Raw genomic sequence first — 20,026 nt, forward strand, 5'->3', positions numbered from 1 at the left:
CACGACCACCACCGGGACACCCAGCCCCCGCACCTCCTCGTAGAACGCGGGATCCAGGGCCCACATGGCCAGGATCACCCCGTCCGGCGCGCGGCGGCGCAGCCCGGCCAGCCACCGCTCCCGCGCCCCGCGCCACCCGCTCAAGGGCGGACCGCCCCGCCGCGGCCACCCACCGACAGTGCAGCCCGTCGAGCGCCGCGCTCAGGGCCGCGTCATCGTCCGGCGCCAGACCGGCGGTCGCCAGAAGCCCGACGTGCAGCGACTCACGAACGTCCCGGACGGCGGCAAGCGCCGCATGGCCACCCCCGGGTCAGCCTCCCACGCCCCGGCGACCGCCTCGCCCTCCGCGGCGTCGACAAGCCCCGCCCACACGCCCCGATCCCGGAGGCTCTCCCTCGTGCGCCTGTCGATCAGGCGCTCGACGTAGCGACCGCTCAGGTGGCGGGCGGTCGGTGTGCGCGTACGAAGCCGGTTTGGTAGGCGATGGCTACGAGTTGTGCGCGGTGGCGGGCTTCGAGTTTGGTCATGATGCGCTGGATGAAGGTGCGTACGGTCAGTGGGCTGAGGTGCAACAGTTGGGCGATCTCGACGTTGGTGAGCCCTCTGGCGGCCTGCGCCAGGACTTCGCGCTCGCGGGAGGTGAGTGTCTCAAGTGCCCGTGGCACGGCGGTTGATGGGCCGGGGATGGCGAGGTAGCGGGTGACCACGGCGCGGGTGGCACTGAGCAGTTCGGTGGGGGTGGCGCCCTTGCCCAGGAATCCGGTCGCACCGGCACGCAGGGCCTGGGTCACGTACTCGTCGGTCTCGAAGGTGGTGAGGACGAGGATGCGGACCTTGCCGAGGGTTTCGCCCTGGGTGATCTCTTCGGCGGCGGTCAGCCCGTCCTTGCCGGGCATCCGGATGTCCATGACCACGACGTCCGGTGTGGTGGCCCTGGTCAGGTCGACGGTCCGGGCACCGTCCTCGGCGAGGCCGACGACTTCCATGTCGTCGGCGGCGTCGATGAGGATCTTGAAGGTGCCGGCCAGGAGGGCCTGGTCGTCGGCGAGCAGCACCCGGATGGTCACTGGTGATCCTCGTGGTCGGCGGGCGGGGGGCCGGTGGGGGTGGGGTGAGTCGGCGGGGAGCTCGGCGATCACCTCGAATCCACGGTCGTCCTTCGGTCGCGCTCGGAGACGTCCTCCTACGGCCTGGACTCGCTCGCGCATGCCGATGAGTCCATACCCGGGGATGGCGTTCGCCGCTGTGCGCCGAGGGCCGGTGTCGCAGACCGTGATGGTCAAGAGGCGGCCGGTGCAGGAGAGGTGCAGGAAGGCTGTGGGGGTTCGGGCGTGCTTGGTGACGTTGGTCAGGGCCTCTTGGATGATCCGGTAGGCCGTGAGGTCGACGCTTGGTGACGGTGGCTTGGGCGTGCCGTCGCAGGTGAGACGCACGGTGAGCCCGGCGTGTTCGAAGGTGTCGAGGAGATCGGGGAGATGGGCAAGGCCGGGTGCGGGACCCAGGGGGTCTTCGTGGCCGGTCTGGCGCAGCAGCCCCACGGTTGCGCGTAGTTCGTTCAACGCGGAGAGCAGCGTGGGAGTGAGGTGGCGCAGGGCGTCCCGCGCCTGGTCGGGCTTGGCGGACAGCAGGTGGTCGGCGGTGGCGGCCTGGGCGTGGGCGAGGGCGATGTGGTGGGCGACGACGTCGTGGAGTTCGCGGGCGATGCGCATCCGTTCGGCGCCGACCCGATGCCGTGCCTCGTCCTCGCGTGTGAGTTCGGCGAGTTCGGCTCGGGCCTCGACGGCGGCGACATAGTCGCGGCGGCTGCGGGTGGAGTCGGCGACGGCGCTGGCCAGGAGCACGAAGCCGACGAGGCCCACCTGTTCCGGCTGGACGCGAGAGTCGTCGGGGGCCCAGACGACGGAGGCGGTGAGGAGGGTGAGCGCGTAGGAGCCGCGGCTGAGCCGGGCGGACCGTCCTGGGTTTCTGTCGTCATCGGTCGGCGATCCCACCTGCGACGATGCGCGCGGCGAGGGCCCTGGCCGCTTCCTCGGCCGCGACCCTCGTGCACGCTCGGCCTGACGAAGATCACCCGTCGGGTCGGTCGCGCCGGAGACCTCCCGGTCGTCCGCCCACGCGAAGATGTGCCCGCCGACGCCGACCGCCGCCCGCAGCACGTTCTCGCGCTGCCGCTCAGGCGAGAGCCGACGCACGCCCAGCAGGCGTGTTCCGCGGCCATCGCAGGAACGCTCCACCCTCTCCGCGTCGAACGCCGCCCTCTCCCCTTCGGCGCGAAGCCCAGGGAGAATCGGCGGCCAGCCCCCCGGGGGCGGGACTCAGCCCAGGAAGCTCAGCCGCACCTGGCGTTCCGCGTTGTCGACATTCGTGTCGACAAGGCACACCGACTGCCACGTGCCCAGCTGGAGGCGGCCCGCGATCACCGGGATCGTCGCGTGCGGGGGGACCAGGGCCGGGAGGACGTGGTCGCGGCCGTGGCCCGGGGTGCCGTGGCGGTGGCGCCAGCGGGCGTCGGGGGGCAGCAGCTCGCGCAGCACCGCGAGCAGGTCGTCGTCGCTGCCCGAGCCGGTCTCCAGGATGGCGATGCCCGCGGTGGCGTGCGGGACGAAGACGTTGAACAGGCCGTCCGCGCCGCCCGCGGCCTCCCCGACGAACTCCTCGCACGCGCGGGTCAGGTCGGTGACGGACTCGGACGAGCCGGTCGGCACGCGCAGCACTCGGCTGCGCAGGGGGTCACTCATGCCTCCCACGCTACGCGGGCGTGGCCAGGCTGGACTGGCGGACGATCAGCTCGGGGTCGAGGACGATCCGCTGGTGGATGTGCAGGCCCGCCCCCTCGCCGGTCTCCTCGAGCAGCAGCTCGGCCGCCTGCCGCCCCATCCGCACCGCGGGCTGGCGCACCGAGGTCAGCGGAACGGCCGCGGCCGAGGCGAACTCGATGTCGTCGTACCCGACGAGCGCGACCTCGTCGGGCACGCGCACCCCGGCCGCGAAGAGGGCCTGGAGCACGCCGAGGGCCAGCAGGTCGTTGGCGCAGAACACCGCGGAGGGGCGCGGGGACAGGCCCAGCAGCCGGGCGCCCGCGTCGCGGCCGCACGCGACGTCGAGCCGTTCGGCCTCCACATGGACGAGGGAGTCCTCGCCGAGCCCGGACTCGGTGAGCGCGGCGACCGCGCCCTGCCTGCGGTCCTGGCACTGCGGCAGCGACATGGGGCCGCTCACATAGGCGACGCTCCGATGCCCCTGCTCCAGCAGGTGCCGCACGGCGAGCACGCCGCCGAGCACGTCGTCGACGGACACCGAGCAGCCCTCGGCGCTCGGCAGGACGCGGTCGACGAAGACGAACGGGATGTGGTGGCGGCGGAAGTCGGCGAGGTTGCGGCCCGACATGTCGGCGGGGGTCACCAGGACGCCGCGCACGCGCTGCTCGGCGAAGAGCGAGAGGTAGTCGGCCTCCTCGGACGTGCTCTGCGCGCTGTTGCACAGCATCACGCCCAACTCGGAGGCGCGCGCGACCCGTTCGGCGCCGGAGGCCACGTCGACGAAGAAAGGGTTCCCCATGTCGAGCACCAGCAGCGCGATGATGCGGGACTGACCGGCCCGCAGCTGGCGGGCGGACTCGCTGCGGACGTAGCCGAGCTCGGCGATGGCCGCCCGCACCCGCTGCCTGGTCTCCTCGGCGACCATGTGGGGGCGGTTGATGACGTTGGACACGGTGCCCACCGACACGCCTGCCTGCCGTGCCACCTCTTTGATCCCCACCGTGTGCGCCATCCTCGTGTCCCGCTCCCTCGTCCGCGCGCCCTGTCGCCGCCGAGCCATGGTATGTGCACCACCGGGCCGTGGGGCGTTCCGCGGCGGGACGCCGAAGGGCCGGAACGCGCCAGGTGGCGCGGGCCTCAGGGGAGGTGGAACACCTCGGTGAGCGGACGCATCGCCTCGTCCGGCCTGGCCCCGTCGAGGGCCTCGAAGAACTCCCCCATCTCGGCCTGCCAGCGGGCGTTGACCTCGGTGGCGTCCATGGCGCGCCGGGCCGCGGCGAAGTCGTCGGTCTCCAGGTAGCCGACCAGGAGGCCGTCGTCGCGCAGGAAGAGCGAGTAGTTGTGCCAGCCCGCCTCGGAGAGGGCCGCGCGCATCTCGGACCACACGTTCTCGTGCCGCTCGCGGTACTCCTCGATCCGGTCCTGGCGGACCTTCAGCAGAAAGCAGACCCGCTCCATGGCCCCTTCCCCCTTCTGAAAGGTTTCACCGGTCGCCGCACGCTAGCCACGCCCCTCGGACGGCGTCAAGATCCGCACGGCGCCCGGGCGAGCGCCGGGTGACCACGGCGGCGCGCGGCGTTCGGCGCACGCCCGCCCGTCTTGACAGCCCTTGCCGCCCGTCTTAGCGTCCAGACAGTGAAACGATTCATACCCCGCATCCGCACGGCGTCGCGCACCTTGGGAGCCCTGATCGCATGACCGCCCCATCCGCCGTCAAGGCGGCCCTCACCTCGCAGGCCATCGAGACCCCGTCGTGGGCCTACGGAAACTCCGGCACCCGCTTCAAGGTGTTCGCCCAGCCCGGCGTCCCCCGCGACCCGCGGGAGAAGCTCGACGACGCCGCCCAGGTCCACCGCCACACCGGCGTCGCCCCCACGGTCGCCCTGCACATCCCCTGGGACCGGGTGGACGACTACGCCGCGCTCGCACGGCACGCCGACGACCTGGGGCTGCGGCTCGGCGCGATCAACGCCAACGTGTTCCAGGACGACGACTACAAGCTCGGCAGCGTGTGCCACCCGGAGGCGGCCGTGCGGCGCAAGGCGCTCGACCACCTCTTCGAGTGCGTCGACATCATGGACGCCACGGGCTCGCGCGACCTGAAGCTGTGGTTCTCCGACGGCACCAACTACCCGGGCCAGGACGACATCAGGGCCCGCCAGGACCGGCTCGCCGAGGCGTTGACCGCGGTCTACGAGCGGCTCGGCGACGACCAGCGGATCCTGCTGGAGTACAAGTTCTTCGAGCCCGCCTTCTACACCACCGACGTCCCCGACTGGGGCACCGCCTACGCGCACTGCCTCAAGCTCGGCCCCAAGGCACAGGTCGTGGTGGACACCGGGCACCACGCCCCCGGCACCAACATCGAGTTCATCGTCGCGCTCCTGCTGCGCGAGGGGAAGCTCGGCGGCTTCGACTTCAACTCCCGCTTCTACGCGGACGACGACCTGATGGTGGGCGCGGCCGACCCGTTCCAGCTGTTCCGCATCATGTACGAGGTGGTGCGCGGCGGCGGGCTCGACCCGGCGGCGGGGGTGGCGTTCATGCTGGACCAGTGCCACAACATCGAGCCCAAGGTCCCGGCCATCATCCGCTCGGTGATGAACGTCCAGGAGGCCACGGCCAAGGCGCTGCTCGTCGACCGCGACGCGCTGGCCGCCGCGCAGGCGTCGGGGGACGTGCTGGGCGCCAACGCCGCGCTCATGGACGCGTTCTCGACGGATGTGCGGCCGCTGCTCGCCGAGGTGCGCGCGGACGCGGGGCTCGACCCCGATCCGGTGGCCGCCTATCACCGCTCGGGCTGGGCGGAGAAGATCACCGAGGAACGCAAGGGCGGCCAGCAGGCCGGCTGGGGGGCCTGAACCGATGACGACGCACGAGGACAACGGACCCGTCGATGAGCTGCTCGCGCGCTCCCACCGGCTGGGCTCGGACCCGCGCAACACCAACTACGCGGGCGGCAACACCTCGGCCAAGGGCACCGCGAAGGACCCGGTGACCGGTGGCGACGTCGAGCTGCTGTGGGTGAAGGGCTCGGGCGGCGACCTGGGAACGCTGCGCGCCGCCGGGCTCGCGGCGCTGCGCCTCGACCGGCTGCGGGCGCTGACCGAGGTCTACCCCGGCGTGGAGCGCGAGGACGAGATGGTGGCGGCGTTCGACTACTGCCTGCACGGCAGGGGCGGGGCCGCGCCCTCGATCGACACGGCGATGCACGGCCTGGTGGACGCGCCCCATGTGGACCATCTGCACCCGGACTCGGGGATCGCGCTCGCGTGCGCCGCGGACGGCGAGGCGCTGACCGCGGAGTGCTTCGGGGACCGGGTGGTGTGGGTGCCGTGGCGGCGGCCCGGCTTCCAGCTCGGCCTTGACATCGCGGCCATCAAGGCGGCCAACCCCGGGGCGATCGGCACGATCCTGGGCGGTCATGGCATCACCGCGTGGGGCGCCACGAGCGAGGAGTGCGAGCGGAACTCCCTGGAGATCATCCGCACCGCCGAGCGCTTCCTCGCGGAGCGCGGCGGGCCCGAGCCGTTCGGCGCGGTGCGGGCGGGGTTCGAGGCGTTGCCCGAGGGTGAACGGCGGGCGCGCGCCGCCGCGTTGGCGCCGGTGATCAGGGGGCTGGCGTCCACGGACCGGCCGCAGGTGGGGCACTTCAGCGAGGCCGAGGCGGTGCTCGACTTCCTGGCGCGCGCCGAGCACCCGCGCCTGGCGCGCCTCGGCACGTCGTGCCCCGACCACTTCCTGCGGACCAAGGTCCGCCCGCTGGTGCTCGACCTGCCGGCGGACGCGCCGCTCGACGAGGCCGTGGCGCGCCTGCGGGAGCTGCACGCCGAGTACCGCGAGGAGTACCGGGCGTACTACGAGCGGCACGCGGACGCGGCGTCGCCGCCGATGCGCGGGGCGGATCCGGCGATCGTGCTGGTGCCTGGCGTGGGGATGTTCTCGTTCGGCAAGGACAAGCAGACGGCGCGGGTGGCGGGCGAGTTCTATGTGAACGCCGTCAACGTGATGCGGGGCGCCGAGGCGGTGTCGTCGTACGCGCCGATCGAGGAGCGGGAGAAGTTCCGCATCGAGTACTGGGAGTTGGAGGAGGCGAAGCTGCGGCGCATGCCGCCGCCCAAGCCGCTGGCGACGCGGGTGGCGCTGGTGACGGGCGCGGGCTCGGGCATCGGGCGGGCGACCGCGCGGCGCCTCGTCGACGAGGGCGCGTGCGTGGTGGTGGCCGATGTCAACGCCGAGGCGGCGGAGACGGTCGCCAAGGAGCTCGGCGGCCCCGACCGGGCGGTGGCCGTGACCGTGGACGTCACGTCGGAGGAGGGGATCGCGGCGGCGTTCTCCACGGCGGCGCTCGCGTTCGGCGGGGTGGACCTGGTGGTCAACAACGCCGGGATCTCCATCTCCAAGCCGCTGTTGGAGACGACGACCGAGGACTGGGACCGGCAGCACGGCATCATGGCGCGCGGCTCGTTCCTGGTGTCGCGCGAGGCGGCGCGGGTGATGACCGAGCAGGGGATGGGCGGCGACATCGTGTACATCTCGTCGAAGAACGGCGTCTTCGCCGGGCCCAACAACATCGCCTACGGCGCGGCCAAGGCCGACCAGGCGCACCAGGTGCGGCTGCTGGCCGCCGAGTTGGGCGAGCAGGGGATCCGTGTCAACGGTGTCAACCCCGATGGGGTCGTCCGCGGCTCCGGCATCTTCGCCGGGGGCTGGGGGGCCAAGCGGGCGGCGGTGTACGGGGTGCCCGAGGAGCGGCTCGGTGAGTTCTACGCCCAGCGCACGCTGCTGAAGCGTGAGGTGCTGCCCGAGCATGTGGCGAACGCGGTGTTCGCGCTGACCGGCGGGGACCTGAGCCACACGACGGGGCTGCACATCCCCGTGGACGCGGGCGTCGCGGCGGCGTTCCTGCGCTGAACTCCCCTTCCGCGTCCGCCCGTTGACCGTTCGCACCGCCTTCGACCGAGGAGAACCGCCATGCCGTCCGCCCCCCGTCCCTTCGCCGCGGTGGATCTGGGGGCGGCCAGCGGCCGGGTGATGCTCGGGCGGGTCGCCGACGGCGAGCTGTCGCTGACCGAGGCGCACCGCTTCCCCAACGAGCCGGTGCGGGTGGGCCCGACGCTGCACTGGGACATCCTGGCGCTGTACCGGGGCGTGCTCGACGGACTGCGGGCTGCCGGGCGGACCGCGGGCGGGCGGCTGGCCTCGGTGGGGGTGGACTCGTGGGCGGTGGACTACGGGCTGCTCGACGCGTCGGGCGCGTTGCTCGGCAATCCGGTGCACTACCGCGACGGGCGCACCGAGGGCGTCGCGGCACGGGTGGCCGAGGCGCTGCCGCCGCGGGATCTTTATGCGGCGACGGGATTGCAGGAGCTTCCCTTCAACACCGTCTACCAGCTGGCCGCCGCCCGGGACACGCCCCAACTCGCCGCAGCGCGCACGCTGTTGCTGATCCCCGATCTGATCGCGTACTGGCTGACCGGCGTGGCGGGCACCGAGCTGACCAACGCGTCCACCACGCAGCTGATCGACCCGCGCACGCGCGACTGGTCGCCGGTGGTGGCGGACGCGGTGGGCGTGGACCTGGGCCTCTTCCCGCCGCTGCGCCTCCCCGGCGCGCCCGCGGGGGAGCTGCTGCCCGGGGTGCTCGACGGGACGGGGCTCACCGGTCCCGTTCCGGTGACGGCGGTGGGCTCGCACGACACGGCGTCGGCGGTGGCGGGGGTCCCCGCGGCGGGGGAACGTTTCGCCTATATCGCCACGGGCACGTGGTCGCTCGCGGGGGTGGAGCTGGACGCGCCGGTGCTGAGCGAGGAGAGCCGCAGGGCGAACTTCACCAACGAGCTCGGCGTGGACGGCACCGTGCGGTACCTGCGGAACATCATGGGCCTGTGGCTCCTCCAGGAGTGCCTGCGCGACTGGGCCGCGGCCGGGGAGCCGCACGATCTCGGCCCGCTGCTGGAGCGGGCGGCGGCCGCGGCGCCGCTGCGCTCGGTGGTGGACGCGGGGGATCCGGCGTTCATCGCGCCGGGGCGGATGCCGGAGCGGATCGCGCGGGCGTGCCGCCGCGGCGGGCAGCCGGTGCCGCGCGACGCCGGGGAGACGGTGCGCTGCGTGCTCGACTCGCTCGCGCTCGCGCACCGGGCCGCGGTCGAGGACGCGGTGCGGCTCTCCGGCCGCGCGGTGGACACCGTGCACGTGGTGGGCGGCGGGGCGCGCAACGCGCTGTTGTGCCAGCTCACGGCGGACGCGTGCGGGCTGCCCGTGGTGGCGGGCCCGGCGGAGGCGGCGGCCCTGGGAAACGTGCTGACACAGGCCAGGGCGGCGGGCGCGGTGGCCGGGGGGCTGGCGGAATCGAGGGCGCTGCTGGCCGCCACCCAGCCACTGAGGCACCATGAGCCGTCGGGTGACCGAGCGGTCTGGGACCGTGCGGCGGCCCGGCTGGCCGACGCCGGAGCGGCCGACGCCGAAACGGCCTTCGGCGGGAAGGAGAAGTAATGCGCGTCGCGCTCTTCGTCACGTGTGTCAACGACACGCTGTATCCGCGGACCGGGCGGGCGGTCGTGTCGCTGCTCGAGCGGCTCGGCGTCGAGGTGGAGTTCCCCGTGGAGCAGTCCTGCTGCGGGCAGGCGCAGTTCAACAGCGGGTACCGGCACGAGACCGAGCCCCTGGTGCGGCGTTTCGCGCGGGCGTTCGACGGCTTCGACCACATCGTGGCGCCCTCGGGCTCGTGCGCGGCGATGGTCAGGGACAACTACCCGAGGATCGGCGCCAAGGCCCGTGCGGAGGGCCGGGGTTCGGAGCTGGCGGACGCGGCGGCCTCGGTGGTGCCGCGCACGCACGAGCTGACGGAGTTCCTGGTGGACGTGCTCGGGGTGACCGACGTGGGGGCGTACTACCCGCACAGCGTCACCTACCACCCCACGTGCCACGGGCTGCGGATGCTGGGGCTTGGCGACCGCCCGACGCGGCTGCTGCGCGCGGTCAAGGGCCTTGAGCTCGTCGACCTGCCGGGCGCCGAGGAGTGCTGCGGCTTCGGCGGCACGTTCGCGGTGAAGAACTCCGCGGTCTCCTCGGCCATGGGCGCCGACAAGGCGCGCCACATCACCAGCACGGGCGCGGCGGCCGTGTGCACGGTGGACAACTCGTGCCAGATGCACATCGGTGGCACGCTGTCCAGGCTCGGCTCGCCGGTCCGCCCGGTGCACATCGCCGAGATCCTGGCCAGCACGGAGGAGGAGCAGTGGTAGGCACCTATCTCGGGATGCCCGCGTTCCCCGAGGCGGCGCGTGACGCGGTGCGCGACGAGCGGCTGCGGTCCAATCTCACGCACGCCACGCACACCATCAGGGACAAGCGCGCCAAGGCCGTGGCCGAGCTGCCCGACTGGGGGCGGCTGAGGGCGGCGGGCGCGGCGATCAAGGACCGGACGCTGCGCCACCTCGACCACTATCTGGAGCGCCTCGAGGAGTCGGTGACCGCCGCGGGCGGCCAGGTGCACTGGGCGGCCGACGCGCGCGAGGCCAACCGCATCGTCACGCGCCTGGTGCGGGAGACCGGCGAGGAGGAGGTCGTCAAGGTCAAGTCGATGGCGACGCAGGAGATCGGGCTCAACGCCGCGCTGACCGCCGCGGGGATCCGGGCCAACGAGACCGATCTGGCCGAGCTGATCGTGCAGTTGGGCGACGACCTGCCCTCCCACATCCTGGTCCCCGCGATCCACCGCAACCGGGGCGAGATCCGCGACATCTTCGCCGAGCGCATGGCCGACTGGGGCCGCCCCGCGCCCGAGGGGCTGACCGACTCCCCCCGCGACCTGGCGGAGGCGGCGCGGCTGCACCTGCGGCAGAAGTTCCTGAACGCCAAGGTCGGCGTCTCGGGCGCCAACTTCATGGTGGCGGAGACCGGCACGATGGTGGTGGTCGAGTCCGAGGGCAACGGGCGGATGTGCCTGACGCTGCCCGAGACGCTGATCTCGGTGGTGGGCATCGAGAAGGTCGTGCCGACGTGGCGCGACCTGGAGGTGTTCCTCCAGCTGCTGCCGCGCTCGTCGACGGCGGAGCGGATGAACCCGTACACGTCGATGTGGACCGGCACGACGGAAGGCGACGGGCCGCGGACGTTCCACCTGGTCCTGCTGGACAACGGCCGCACCGACACGCTCGCGGACACCGTGGGGCGGCAGGCGTTGCGCTGCATCCGCTGCTCGGCCTGCCTGAACGTCTGCCCGGTGTACGAGCGGGCGGGCGGGCACGCGTACGGCTCGGCCTACCCGGGCCCGATCGGCGCCATTCTCACGCCTCAACTGCGTGGCGTGGCCAGTGAGTTGGATGCCTCGCTGCCGTACGCCTCGTCGCTGTGCGGGGCGTGCTACGAGGTGTGCCCCGTGGCCATCGACATCCCCGAGGCGCTGGTGCACCTGAGGGAGCGGGTCGTCGAGGGCGGCGAGGTGACCGTGCGGGGCACCCGCACCACCGTGCGCCCGGCGCGCGGGCACGCGGCGGAGCGCGCGGCGATGCGCGCCTCGCGCTGGGCGCTCGACCACCCGGGCGTGCTGCGCGCCGGGCAGCGCGTGGCGGGCCGGGCGCGCCGGCTTGCGCCCCGGCGGCTGCCGGGCCCCGGGCGCGCCTGGACGGACACCAGGGACATCCCGGCGCTGCCCGCCGAGTCGTTCCGCGACTGGTGGCGGCGCACCAGGGAGAAGCCGACGCGGGAGAGCGGGAACGGCACGAAGGGGGCGGGCCGATGAGCGGGCGCGACGTGGTGCTCGGCCGGGTGCGGCGGGCGCTGGCCGACGTGCCGCGCGACGAGAGCCCCGACGACGTGCCCGTGGCCCGCGACTACGCCACCACCCACTCCCCCGCCGACGCGGTGGAGACCCTGGCCGAGAACCTGGCCGACTACCGGGCCCTGGTGCACCGCGCCGACGCGGCGGCCCTGCCGGGGCTGATCGCCCGGCTGCTGGCCGAGCGCGGCAGCCGCTCGGTGGTGACGCCGCCCGGGCTGCCACCCGAGTGGCTGAGCGGGACGCCGGAGGACGTCCGCCGCGTGGCGGACGCGGCCGACGCGACCCCGCACGACCTGGACGCGGTCGACAGCGTGGTCACGGGGTGCGCCCTGGCGATCGCCGAGACGGGCACGATCGTCCTTGACGGCGGCCCCGACCAGGGGCGGCGGCGCATCACGCTGGTCCCCGACCACCACATCTGCGTGGTCAGGGTCCCCGACCAGGTGGTGGACTCGGTGCCGCGGGCCCTGCCCCTGCTGGTCCCCGACCGGCCGCTGACCTGGATCTCCGGGCCCTCGGCGACGAGCGACATCGAGCTGGACCGAGTTGAGGGCGTGCACGGCCCGCGTACGCTTGAGGTGGTTCTGGTCCGCGCGTGAATGAGGTGGCCCATGCGACTGCTCGACGGCTTCGACCTGGCGCTCGACACGTTCTCCGAGCGGGTCCACCGCGTCGACGACGACCGGTGGGACACGGAGACGCCGTGCGCCGCCTGGTCGGTGCGCGACCTGGTCAACCATCTGACGAGCGAGCACCTGTGGGCGCCCTGGCTGCTGCGCGGCGCGACGCTGGCCGAGGTGGGCGACCGGTTCGACGGCGATGTGCTGGGCGACGACCCGGTGGCGGCGTGGGACGGCGCGGCGGCGGGCTCGCGCGCGGCGTTCCACGCCTCCGGCGCGCTGGACACGCCGGTGCAGACGAGCGGCGGGCCGACCCCGGCCGAGGAGTATCTGTCGCAGATGGCGCTGGACCTGGCCGTGCACGGCTGGGACTTGGCGCGCGGCATCGAGGTGGACGACCGGATCGACCCCGGCGTGGCGGATCTGCTGCTCGGCTACGCGGAGGAGAAGTCGGCCGCCTGGCAGAACCTCGGCATCTTCGACCCCCCGGTCCCCGTCCCCGACTCCGCCCCGCCCCAGGACCGCCTGATCGCGGTCCTGGGCCGCCGCCCCTGAGGGGCCCTCGCCGGGCGGGCCGAGCGGCAGGACCGGGCGGCAGGACCGGGCGGCACCCGGTCGTGAGGGACCGCATCGGGTGCGCCGCCCCGGACGGATGCCCTGAGGTGCTGAGCCGCCCCGCGGCGGATCAGCGCAGGCGTTTCGCCGGGTGGGCCGGGGTCAGCAGGTGCGTGGTCAGGCGCGTGGCGTGCGGGGCGACGAGGCCTGCCAGCTGGTCGACGGCCTGCTCGACGACCTTGCGGCCGGTGCCCGGCTCGACGGTCTCGAGCAGGAACACCACGTCGGACGAGCCGGGGGTGACCTTGGTGCGGTCGCTGTCACGGTGGTTCCAGTGGCGGGTCAGCACGCCGTCGCCGTCGGCGTAGACGACCTCGCCCGGCCTGGCCTCCTCGACGGTGTCCGGCTCGCCCAGCGGGACGAACGCGTCGCCCGGCACCGCGAACCGCAGCGCGATGTCGCCGCGCACGGCGCCCAGGTCGAACGCGCCCGCGGGGATGGCGTGGGTCACCGAGACGGCGTTGTAGGCGTCCACGGCGGGGCTGATGCGCGGCAGCCGCCCGGTCTTGCCGAGCCGCCGGGCCAGCGCGTCCATGCTGGGCCTGAAGCGGCGGGGGTTGGTGCCGAACGCCCGGTAGGCGGCGTGCCACGAGGCCGGCGACGGGTCGGACTCGGCGGGCGCGGTCCAGCCGCCGTCCCCGGCCGACGACTCGACGTCGGACAGCAGCCGTTCGGTCTCGGGCCATGGGTCCTGACCCCGCACGCCCTCGGCCACCACCGCGGCCACGGCGAGCGCGGGGAACGCCTCGCACACGTCGGCCGCCACCCACAGCTCCGTCATCCGACACGCTCCCTTCGCCATCAGCCCCCCGACCCTAGGGTCTGTGGTGAAAGTCCCGCCTGCCCCGCGACGCCTGGCACGCACACTCGCTGCGTTGTCGGGATCGCCCAAGTACGCCCAGTACGAGGCCGACCCTCCGCCTTGCGATCGCACGTACCAGACGCCGTGGGGCACGCCCTCCGGGCGAACGGCGCTACTTTCACAACAGACCCTAGCCGCTGCCCGCCCCGGCGGCGGCGAGCGCCGCAGCCAGGGGTGACTCGGGCTCGACGGTGTAGGCGATCAGCAGCTGGTCGGGCTCCTCGGGGAGCCACAGCGCGCGGTAGGGCAGGGTGAAGCGGCCGATGCGGGGGTGGTCGAGGCGGTAGGAGCCATGGGTCTTGCTGGTGAGGTGCTGTGCCGCCCAGATCGCGCGGAAGTCGGCGCTGCGGTCGAGGAGTTCGTCGACGAGGTCCTTCAGCCGCCCGTCGTCGGGGCAGCGGCCGAAGCTCAGGCGCAGCCGGGCGGTGACGGCGCGTGCCTTGACCTCCCAGTCGACGAACAGCGCGCGGGCGGCGGGGTCGAGGAAGACCTGCCGCGCCATGTGACGGCCCGTCGGGGTGAGGCTGAGGATGCCGCCGAAGACGACGCGGGCCGGGTGGTTCCAGGCGAGCAGCTCGGTGCGGCGACCGGCGACATAGGCGGGGGTGGCGGGCATGGCGTCAAGCAGGCGTTGCAGCCCTGGCACGGCGCACTCGGCGTAGTCGCGCGACGGCTCGCGCGCCGGGCGTGCGAGCCGGTGGAGATGGAGGCGTTCGACGGGGTTCATGCGCAGGGCGCGGGCGACCGCGTCGAGCACGGCGGCGGAGGCCTTCTCGTTGCGGCCCTGTTCGAGGCGCACGTAGTAGTCGAGGCCGATCCCGGCCAGCCAGGCCGCCTCCTCGCGGCGCAGGCCCGGCACCCGGCGCCGCCCTCCGTAGCTGCGCAGACCGACGTCGGCCGGGGTCAACCTGGCGCGGCGGGAACGGAGAAAGGCCGAGAGTTCCGAGCGTCGGTCCATCCCGGCAGTATCCGGGGGCCCGCCGCCGTAGGTCCAACGTCGTGAAGGCGCTGGGCCTCCGGTCGGTTACGGGGCGGGAAGGGGGTCCGTAGCGTCGGTGGCATGGAGAGAGACGCCACGGGCACGCTCGACGAGGCACTGGTCAGGCTGCACACCACGGGACCCGAATTCGAAGGGTGGCTGAGCAATCACGCGCCGATGGCCGTGGAAGCGCTCATCCGCCATGGCGAAGGGGCAAGGGTGCACCGCTGGTTGGACGCCTATCGGGGCCGTCTCGAGGACCTTCCCACCTCCTACGGCCGGATCGCCGAGCGGGGCTGGCGCGAGGCGCTCGGCGATCCGCGCCATCTCGCCGACTGGCCGGTGTACTTCGCGGAGCGGCTCGCCGAGGCGCCCTGGCGCGATGTGCTGGCCGTGTGGTGGCCCCGGCTGCTGCCCGGCATCACGGCGAGCGCGACGCACCCGGTGATCCGCGTCGGGCACGCGGTGCGGACGCTTCTCGCGGAGGGCGAGAACGGGCCGCGGCTGGCCGAGTTGGCGCACGCGCTCGGCTACTGGGCGGCGCGCCACCAGACGCTCGTGGTGGGCGGCGCCGCGGCGCCCTCGCCGGTGGGCGCGGAGGAGGCGCTGCGGGCGGTGCCGCACGTGGCCGACCGGTCGGGCGGCATCAACCACCGCCTCGCGCAGGTGCGGGACGTTCCTTCGTGGGCGGCGGGGGACGCGGCGGCGGCGCCCGAGCGGCTGCGGGAGCTGGTGGTGGGCGCGGCCCGTCACTACGCCACCCACGCGCACGGCTCCCCCGTGATGCTGGTGCACGCGGTGACGGCGCCCAACGCGGTGCTGCGGACGCTGCCCGCGCTGCCGCCCGCGCTGTGGCGGGCGAGCCTGGCGGCGGCGTGGACGGCGAGCGCGGGGGTGGTGGCGTCCTATGGCCCGCCCGACGGGGCGCGCGCGCCGGAGCACGTGGCGGGGACGACGCCGGACGAGGTCTTCGCGCGGGCGGCCGAGCACGGCGACGCGCACGTCATCAAGCTGGTCGACACGGTGCTCGACGTGGTGTCGGACGACGACCCGCTCCCGCTCGCCGCGGCCCTGGCGTCCCTGCGCATGACGCCCCGCGAGGGGTAGCGGGCCCGGTCACGCGCCGTTCTCGGGGAGGCAGGCGGCCCAGCGCAGGCCGCCGAGAAGGTGGCGGGTGAAGTCGGGGTCGGAGAAGCACTCCGCGGAGTGGCCGAGCGCGGTGTAGAACGAGCGGCCGCCCGCGCGTTCGTGGCACCAGACGAGCGGGTGGTCGGCGCCCATCCGCCCGCCGGTGTAGGTGCTCTCGTCGGCGGCGGCCAACACCCGTACGCGCTCACGGGGGTTGGTCGCGAAGTTGTACCACTCGTCGGTGAACTCCCAGCGCTCGCCGAGGTGCGCGGTCGCCGGGTGGTCGCGGTCCTCGACGGACACCACGCCGGGCTGGAGGTCGGGGTGGCCGTCGAACACGGTGCCCACGAGCGTCTCGCCGAACCACGGCCAGCCGTACTCGGTGGTCGAGGCGGCGTGGACGCCGACGAAGCCGCCGCCGTCGGCGACGAAGCTCCGCAGCGCCGACCTGCCCTCGTCGGTCAGGACGTCGCCGCTGGTGGACAGGAAGACCACGGCCCGGCTGCCGGGCAGCCCCCGGGTCAGCTCGTCGGGGTCCTCGGTGGCCGTCACGTCGAGGCCGTGCTCGGCGCCGAGCCGCCGGAACGCCTCGACCCCGGCGGGGATGGAGTCGTGCCGGTAGCCGGTGGTGCGGGAATAGACCAGGATCCGGGGATCGCTCATGGCGTCCCATGGTAGGCGCGGCCGCCGCGGTCCGCCCGGCGCGGGCGGGCGGTTGAAACTGTCATGATCACCGCCATTCCGGGGCACCTCGCCCGGCGCGGCGGCGGAGGCGAAGGAATATCCGGCGGCATATTCACCCGGCGGGTCTTCCACTGGACACCCGTGGGGCCCCATGATCTTGACCATCCCCTGGGAGGAGTACACATGCCCCGTGAACCTGTCGCCCGGATCTTCGCCCAGCAGGCGGAGGCGTGCGCCCGGCTCGGTTCGCCGCTCTACGCGGCGCTGCTGGAGCGCGCGGCGGACGACATCAGGGAGGGCGGGCCCTGCGCCGCCGTGCTCGCGGGGTACGAGGAGGGGGCGTGGGGCGACGCGTTACCGCTCCGGCTCACGGGTGCGGTGCACGCGCTGGCGCTCACCGGGCGCGCGCCCGGGCTCGCGGAGCACTATCCCAGCGCGGGGGGCGTCTTCAGCGCCGAGCGGCCCTACGCGGCGTGGCCCGCGTTCCGCGAGGTGGTCGCGGCGGAGTCCGAGTGGATCAGGGAGTGGCTGCGACGGCCCCCGCAGACGAACGAGGTGGGCCGCGCCAATCTGCTGCTCGCCGGGCTGCTGTACGCCGTGCCGTCGGCGCAGCTGCCGGTCAGGCTGTTCGAGCTGGGGTCGAGCGCGGGGCTGAACCTCAGGGCGGAGCAGTTCCGTTACACCGCCGGAGACTTCGCGTGGGGCCCGCCCGACTCGACCGTGCGGCTCTCCGACGCGTGGGACGGCGAGGTGCCCGACTGGCTGCGGATGGGCGCGGAGCGGCACCAGGCGCTGCGGATCGTGGAGCGGCGCGGCTGCGACCTGACGCCGATCGACCCGCTGTCGGCGGACGGCTCGCTGGCGCTGCGGGCGTATGTGTGGCCCGACCAGCGGGACCGCTTCGCGCGCCTCGACGGCGCGCTGAGCATCGCGGCCAAGGTCTATGCCACGGTGGAGAGCGCGGGGGCGGCGGAGTTCCTCTCGGCGGTCGAGCTCGAGCCGGGCACGTTGACGGTCGTGTGGCACTCGGTGATGCGGCAGTACGTGCCCGCCGACGAGTGGGCCGCGGTGGAGCGCGAGCTCGACCGGCTCGCGGCGGCCTCGGGGCCCGATGCGGGGTTCGCGGTGATCAGGTTCGAGCCGGGTGAGGTCGAGGGCACGCGCGGCTTCTGGCTCTCGGTGCGCTCGGACAAGGGTCCTGAGCGGCCGCTGGCGCTCGCGCACCCGCACGGGGTACCGGCCCGCTGGCCCACGGCGGGCGGGTGACCGACGATGGGCGCATGGCACACACGATGAGCCCGGCGGAGTGCCGGGAATTCCTCGCGGAGGGCACCAGGACGGGGAAGCTGGCGACCGTGCGGGCCGACGGCTGGCCGCATGTGGCGCCGGTGTGGTTCGTGCTCGACGGCGACGCGCTGGTGTTCACCACGGGGGCCGCGACGGTCAAGGGGCGCAATCTCGCGCGGGACGGCAGGGTGGCGATCACCGTGGACGACGAACGGGCGCCGTACGCGTTCGTCGTGGTGCGGGGCCGGGTGGCACTGAGCGAGGACGTCGAGTCGCTGCGCGCGTGGTCGACGCGCATCGGCGGCCGGTACATGGGCGCGGACCGCGCGGAGGAGTTCGGGGCGCGCAACGGCGTGCCGGGCGAGCTGCTGGTGCGGGTCACGCCCGAGAGCGTCGTCGGGCAGTCCGCCGTGGCCGAGTGAACGGGCGGCGCTGATGCCCGGCGGCCGGGTGGACCACCCGTTCTTCGCCCGCGTGTACGCGCGCGCCGCCCCGGCGCTCGACCGGCGGGGCCTGGCGGAGCGGCGGGCCGCGCTGCTCGCGGGCCTGGCGGGCGACGTGGTGGAGATCGGCGCGGGCGAGGGCCGGAACTTCCCGCACTACCCGCCCGAGGTCACCCGTGTGGTGGCCGTCGAGCCCGAGCCGAGGCTGCGGCGCCTGGCGCGGGAGCGGGCGGCCTCGGCGCCGGTGCGGGTCGAGGTGGTGGACGCGCTGGCCGGGCGGCTGCCCGTGGACGACGCGTCGCTCGACGCGGCGGTGGCGTGCCTGGTGCTGTGCTCGGTCGCCGACCAGGAGGCGGCGCTCAACGAGGCGTACCGCGTGCTCAGGCCGGGCGGGCAGCTGCGGTACCTGGAGCATGTGCGGGCGCCTTCCGCGGGGCTGCGCGGGGTGCAGCGGCTGCTGGACGCGACGGTCTGGCCGCGGCTCGCCGGCGGCTGCCACACGGGCAGGGACACGCTGTCGGCGGTGGAGCGGACGGGGTTCGCGGTGCCGGAGCCGGTCCGTTTCCTCTTCCCTTCCGTTCCCCGGGTGCGGACGCCGTTCTCGTTCCATGTGCTGGGCACGGCCCACCGGCCGCCCGCCGCGCCCTGATGGGATGATCCTCCGAGCGTCGCCCTCGTCGGATGGGGGCGTGGGGAGGAGGAACGGCCGTGGCGCGGCTGATCGAGACCGTTGCGTGGGTGCACCTGGACGAGCGGCACCGGATCCTGGGGGCGCGCTCCCGGGGGCGGACGCTGTTCTACATCCCTGGCGGCAAGCGCGAGGTGGGCGAGGACGACGTGACGGCGCTCGTGCGGGAGGTGCGCGAGGAGCTCGCGGTGGCCATCGACCCGGCGACGGTGGCGCACGTCGGGACGTTCACCGCGCACGCGGACGGGCACCCCGAGGGCACGCTGGTGCGGATGGCCTGCTACACGGCCGAGCACCGGGGGACGCCGGTGGCGAGCGGCGAGGTGGAGGAGCTCGCCTGGCTGACGCTGGCCGACCGGCACCGCACGGCGCCCGTGGACCACGCGGTGTTCGACGTGCTGGCGGGCGAGGGCCTCCTGCGGTGAGGGATCCGCGGTGAGGGGTCCGCGGTGAGGGCCTGACGTTGAGGGGCCCGCGTCGAAGGGCTCCTACCATGGGGGCAGCGAGGAAGGGTGGTCCCGGTGGCGGGTGCGCGGGTCGACGGGCGGGTGGCGCGGGGGAACCAGACGCGGCGGCTCGTGCTGGGGCGGACGATGGACATCGCGTCGGTCGAGGGCCTCGACGGCCTGTCGATCGGGCGGGTCGCCACCGAGCTGGGGCTGAGCAAGAGCGGCGTCTTCGCGCTGTTCGGCTCCAAGGAGGAGATGCAGCTGGCCACGATCCGCGCGGCGCGTGCCGTCTACGCGCGGCGGGTGGTGCACCCGGCCGAAGAGGTGCCGCCGGGGGTGGGCCGGGTGCGGGAGCTGTGCGCGTCGTATCTGGCGTACTCGCGGGGCCGTACGTTCCGCGGGGGCTGTTTCTTCACGGCCGTGGCGGCGGAGTTCAGCGCGCGGGACGGCGCGGTGCGGGACGCGGTGGCGGCGGCGCGGGCCGAGTGGATCGGCTGTGTGCGCGGCGTGATCCAGGAGGCGCGGGACCTCGGCGAGCTGCGCGCCGACGTCGATGTGCCGCAGCTGGCCTTCGAGTTGGCGGCGCTGCTGGAGATGGCCAACGCGGACTCGGTGCTGCACCGGGACGACGGCGGGTACGGGCGCGCGGCGCGGGCGATCGACGAACGGCTCGCCGCGGCGACGCCGGGCGGCTGACCCGGGGTCGGGGCTGCCCCGGCGGCGGCCG

20 protein-coding genes are annotated in these 20,026 nt (G+C 74.1%); 13 read left to right on the forward strand and 7 right to left on the reverse strand.

Annotation, left to right across the window (positions count from 1 at the left end; all coding sequences use genetic code 11):
• Window positions 1-434: 434 nt before the first annotated feature.
• The 4 genes from D7318_RS34850 to D7318_RS30815 form a co-directional block, all read right to left on the reverse strand.
• A complete protein-coding gene (locus tag D7318_RS34850) occupies window positions 435-2,192 on the reverse strand; it encodes a response regulator (RefSeq protein WP_147437888.1) in 1,758 nt (585 codons plus the stop codon).
• Between the two features lie 123 nt (window positions 2,193-2,315).
• Complete coding sequence (locus D7318_RS30805) at window positions 2,316-2,738, reverse strand: secondary thiamine-phosphate synthase enzyme YjbQ (RefSeq protein ID WP_120700549.1); 423 nt, start codon at window positions 2,736-2,738, stop codon at window positions 2,316-2,318.
• Between the two features lie 10 nt (window positions 2,739-2,748).
• Entirely contained in the window at window positions 2,749-3,771 is a 1,023-nt protein-coding gene (locus D7318_RS30810; protein WP_120700550.1) for a LacI family DNA-binding transcriptional regulator, read from the reverse strand.
• A gap of 125 nt (window positions 3,772-3,896) precedes the next feature.
• Window positions 3,897-4,217 (reverse strand): L-rhamnose mutarotase, encoded by a 321-nt coding sequence (locus D7318_RS30815; protein ID WP_120700551.1) that lies wholly within the window; start codon window positions 4,215-4,217, stop codon window positions 3,897-3,899.
• 236 nt (window positions 4,218-4,453) lie between these two features.
• Here D7318_RS30815 and rhaI point away from each other — a divergent pair, with 236 nt between their 5' ends.
• The 7 genes from rhaI to D7318_RS30850 are packed head-to-tail and all read left to right on the forward strand — an operon-like array spanning window position 4,454 to window position 12,719.
• Window positions 4,454-5,620: an L-rhamnose isomerase gene (gene rhaI, locus D7318_RS30820; RefSeq protein WP_120700552.1), complete on the forward strand. Its 1,167-nt coding sequence runs from the start codon at window positions 4,454-4,456 to the stop codon at window positions 5,618-5,620.
• 4 nt (window positions 5,621-5,624) lie between these two features.
• The gene (locus tag D7318_RS30825) at window positions 5,625-7,673 is read left to right on the forward strand and encodes a bifunctional aldolase/short-chain dehydrogenase (RefSeq protein WP_120700553.1); all 2,049 of its coding nucleotides are present in this window, start codon (window positions 5,625-5,627) and stop codon (window positions 7,671-7,673) included.
• A gap of 60 nt (window positions 7,674-7,733) precedes the next feature.
• Window positions 7,734-9,254 (forward strand): rhamnulokinase, encoded by a 1,521-nt coding sequence (locus D7318_RS30830; RefSeq protein WP_120700554.1) that lies wholly within the window; start codon window positions 7,734-7,736, stop codon window positions 9,252-9,254.
• A complete protein-coding gene (locus D7318_RS30835) occupies window positions 9,254-10,006 on the forward strand; it encodes a (Fe-S)-binding protein (RefSeq protein ID WP_120700555.1) in 753 nt (250 codons plus the stop codon). The genes D7318_RS30830 and D7318_RS30835 overlap by 1 nt, the downstream gene beginning before the upstream one ends.
• Complete coding sequence (locus tag D7318_RS30840; protein WP_120700556.1) at window positions 10,000-11,505, forward strand: lactate utilization protein B; 1,506 nt, start codon at window positions 10,000-10,002, stop codon at window positions 11,503-11,505. Before D7318_RS30835 ends, D7318_RS30840 begins: the two co-directional genes overlap by 7 nt.
• Complete coding sequence (locus tag D7318_RS30845) at window positions 11,502-12,143, forward strand: LutC/YkgG family protein (protein WP_120700557.1); 642 nt, start codon at window positions 11,502-11,504, stop codon at window positions 12,141-12,143. Before D7318_RS30840 ends, D7318_RS30845 begins: the two co-directional genes overlap by 4 nt.
• Before the next feature lie 12 nt (window positions 12,144-12,155).
• Window positions 12,156-12,719: a TIGR03086 family metal-binding protein gene (locus tag D7318_RS30850; RefSeq protein ID WP_120700558.1), complete on the forward strand. Its 564-nt coding sequence runs from the start codon at window positions 12,156-12,158 to the stop codon at window positions 12,717-12,719.
• A 130-nt stretch (window positions 12,720-12,849) separates the two neighbouring features.
• Here D7318_RS30850 and D7318_RS30855 read toward each other — a convergent pair whose 3' ends face one another.
• Complete coding sequence (locus D7318_RS30855; protein ID WP_120700559.1) at window positions 12,850-13,560, reverse strand: B3/B4 domain-containing protein; 711 nt, start codon at window positions 13,558-13,560, stop codon at window positions 12,850-12,852.
• 211 nt (window positions 13,561-13,771) lie between these two features.
• Window positions 13,772-14,599, reverse strand: coding sequence for a helix-turn-helix transcriptional regulator (locus D7318_RS30865; protein ID WP_120700560.1), 828 nt, complete (start codon window positions 14,597-14,599; stop codon window positions 13,772-13,774).
• A 102-nt stretch (window positions 14,600-14,701) separates the two neighbouring features.
• On the opposite strand from D7318_RS30865, the gene D7318_RS30870 reads away from it, so the two are divergent.
• Window positions 14,702-15,727, forward strand: coding sequence for a questin oxidase family protein (locus D7318_RS30870; protein WP_120700561.1), 1,026 nt, complete (start codon window positions 14,702-14,704; stop codon window positions 15,725-15,727).
• 9 nt (window positions 15,728-15,736) lie between these two features.
• Here D7318_RS30870 and D7318_RS30875 read toward each other — a convergent pair whose 3' ends face one another.
• Window positions 15,737-16,411, reverse strand: a complete 675-nt coding sequence (locus tag D7318_RS30875; protein ID WP_120700562.1) for a ThuA domain-containing protein — start codon at window positions 16,409-16,411, stop codon at window positions 15,737-15,739.
• Between the two features lie 204 nt (window positions 16,412-16,615).
• On the opposite strand from D7318_RS30875, the gene D7318_RS30880 reads away from it, so the two are divergent.
• The 5 genes from D7318_RS30880 to D7318_RS30900 all read left to right on the forward strand — a co-directional run bounded on the left by D7318_RS30880 (window position 16,616) and on the right by D7318_RS30900 (window position 19,995).
• A complete protein-coding gene (locus tag D7318_RS30880; RefSeq protein ID WP_120700563.1) occupies window positions 16,616-17,698 on the forward strand; it encodes a DUF2332 domain-containing protein in 1,083 nt (360 codons plus the stop codon).
• 14 nt (window positions 17,699-17,712) lie between these two features.
• A complete protein-coding gene (locus D7318_RS30885) occupies window positions 17,713-18,141 on the forward strand; it encodes a PPOX class F420-dependent oxidoreductase (protein ID WP_120700564.1) in 429 nt (142 codons plus the stop codon).
• A 13-nt stretch (window positions 18,142-18,154) separates the two neighbouring features.
• Window positions 18,155-18,811 carry a class I SAM-dependent methyltransferase gene (locus tag D7318_RS30890; protein WP_120700565.1) on the forward strand — a complete coding sequence of 219 codons (657 nt, stop codon included), beginning with the start codon at window positions 18,155-18,157 and terminating at the stop codon, window positions 18,809-18,811.
• 59 nt (window positions 18,812-18,870) lie between these two features.
• Window positions 18,871-19,275, forward strand: a complete 405-nt coding sequence (locus tag D7318_RS30895) for an NUDIX hydrolase (RefSeq protein ID WP_120700566.1) — start codon at window positions 18,871-18,873, stop codon at window positions 19,273-19,275.
• A gap of 96 nt (window positions 19,276-19,371) precedes the next feature.
• Window positions 19,372-19,995: a TetR/AcrR family transcriptional regulator gene (locus tag D7318_RS30900; RefSeq protein WP_120700567.1), complete on the forward strand. Its 624-nt coding sequence runs from the start codon at window positions 19,372-19,374 to the stop codon at window positions 19,993-19,995.
• Window positions 19,996-20,026 lie beyond the last annotated feature (31 nt).

The sequence above is a fragment of the Streptomyces radicis genome (assembly GCF_003626575.1).
Taxonomy (GTDB): domain Bacteria; phylum Actinomycetota; class Actinomycetes; order Streptomycetales; family Streptomycetaceae; genus Streptomyces; species Streptomyces radicis.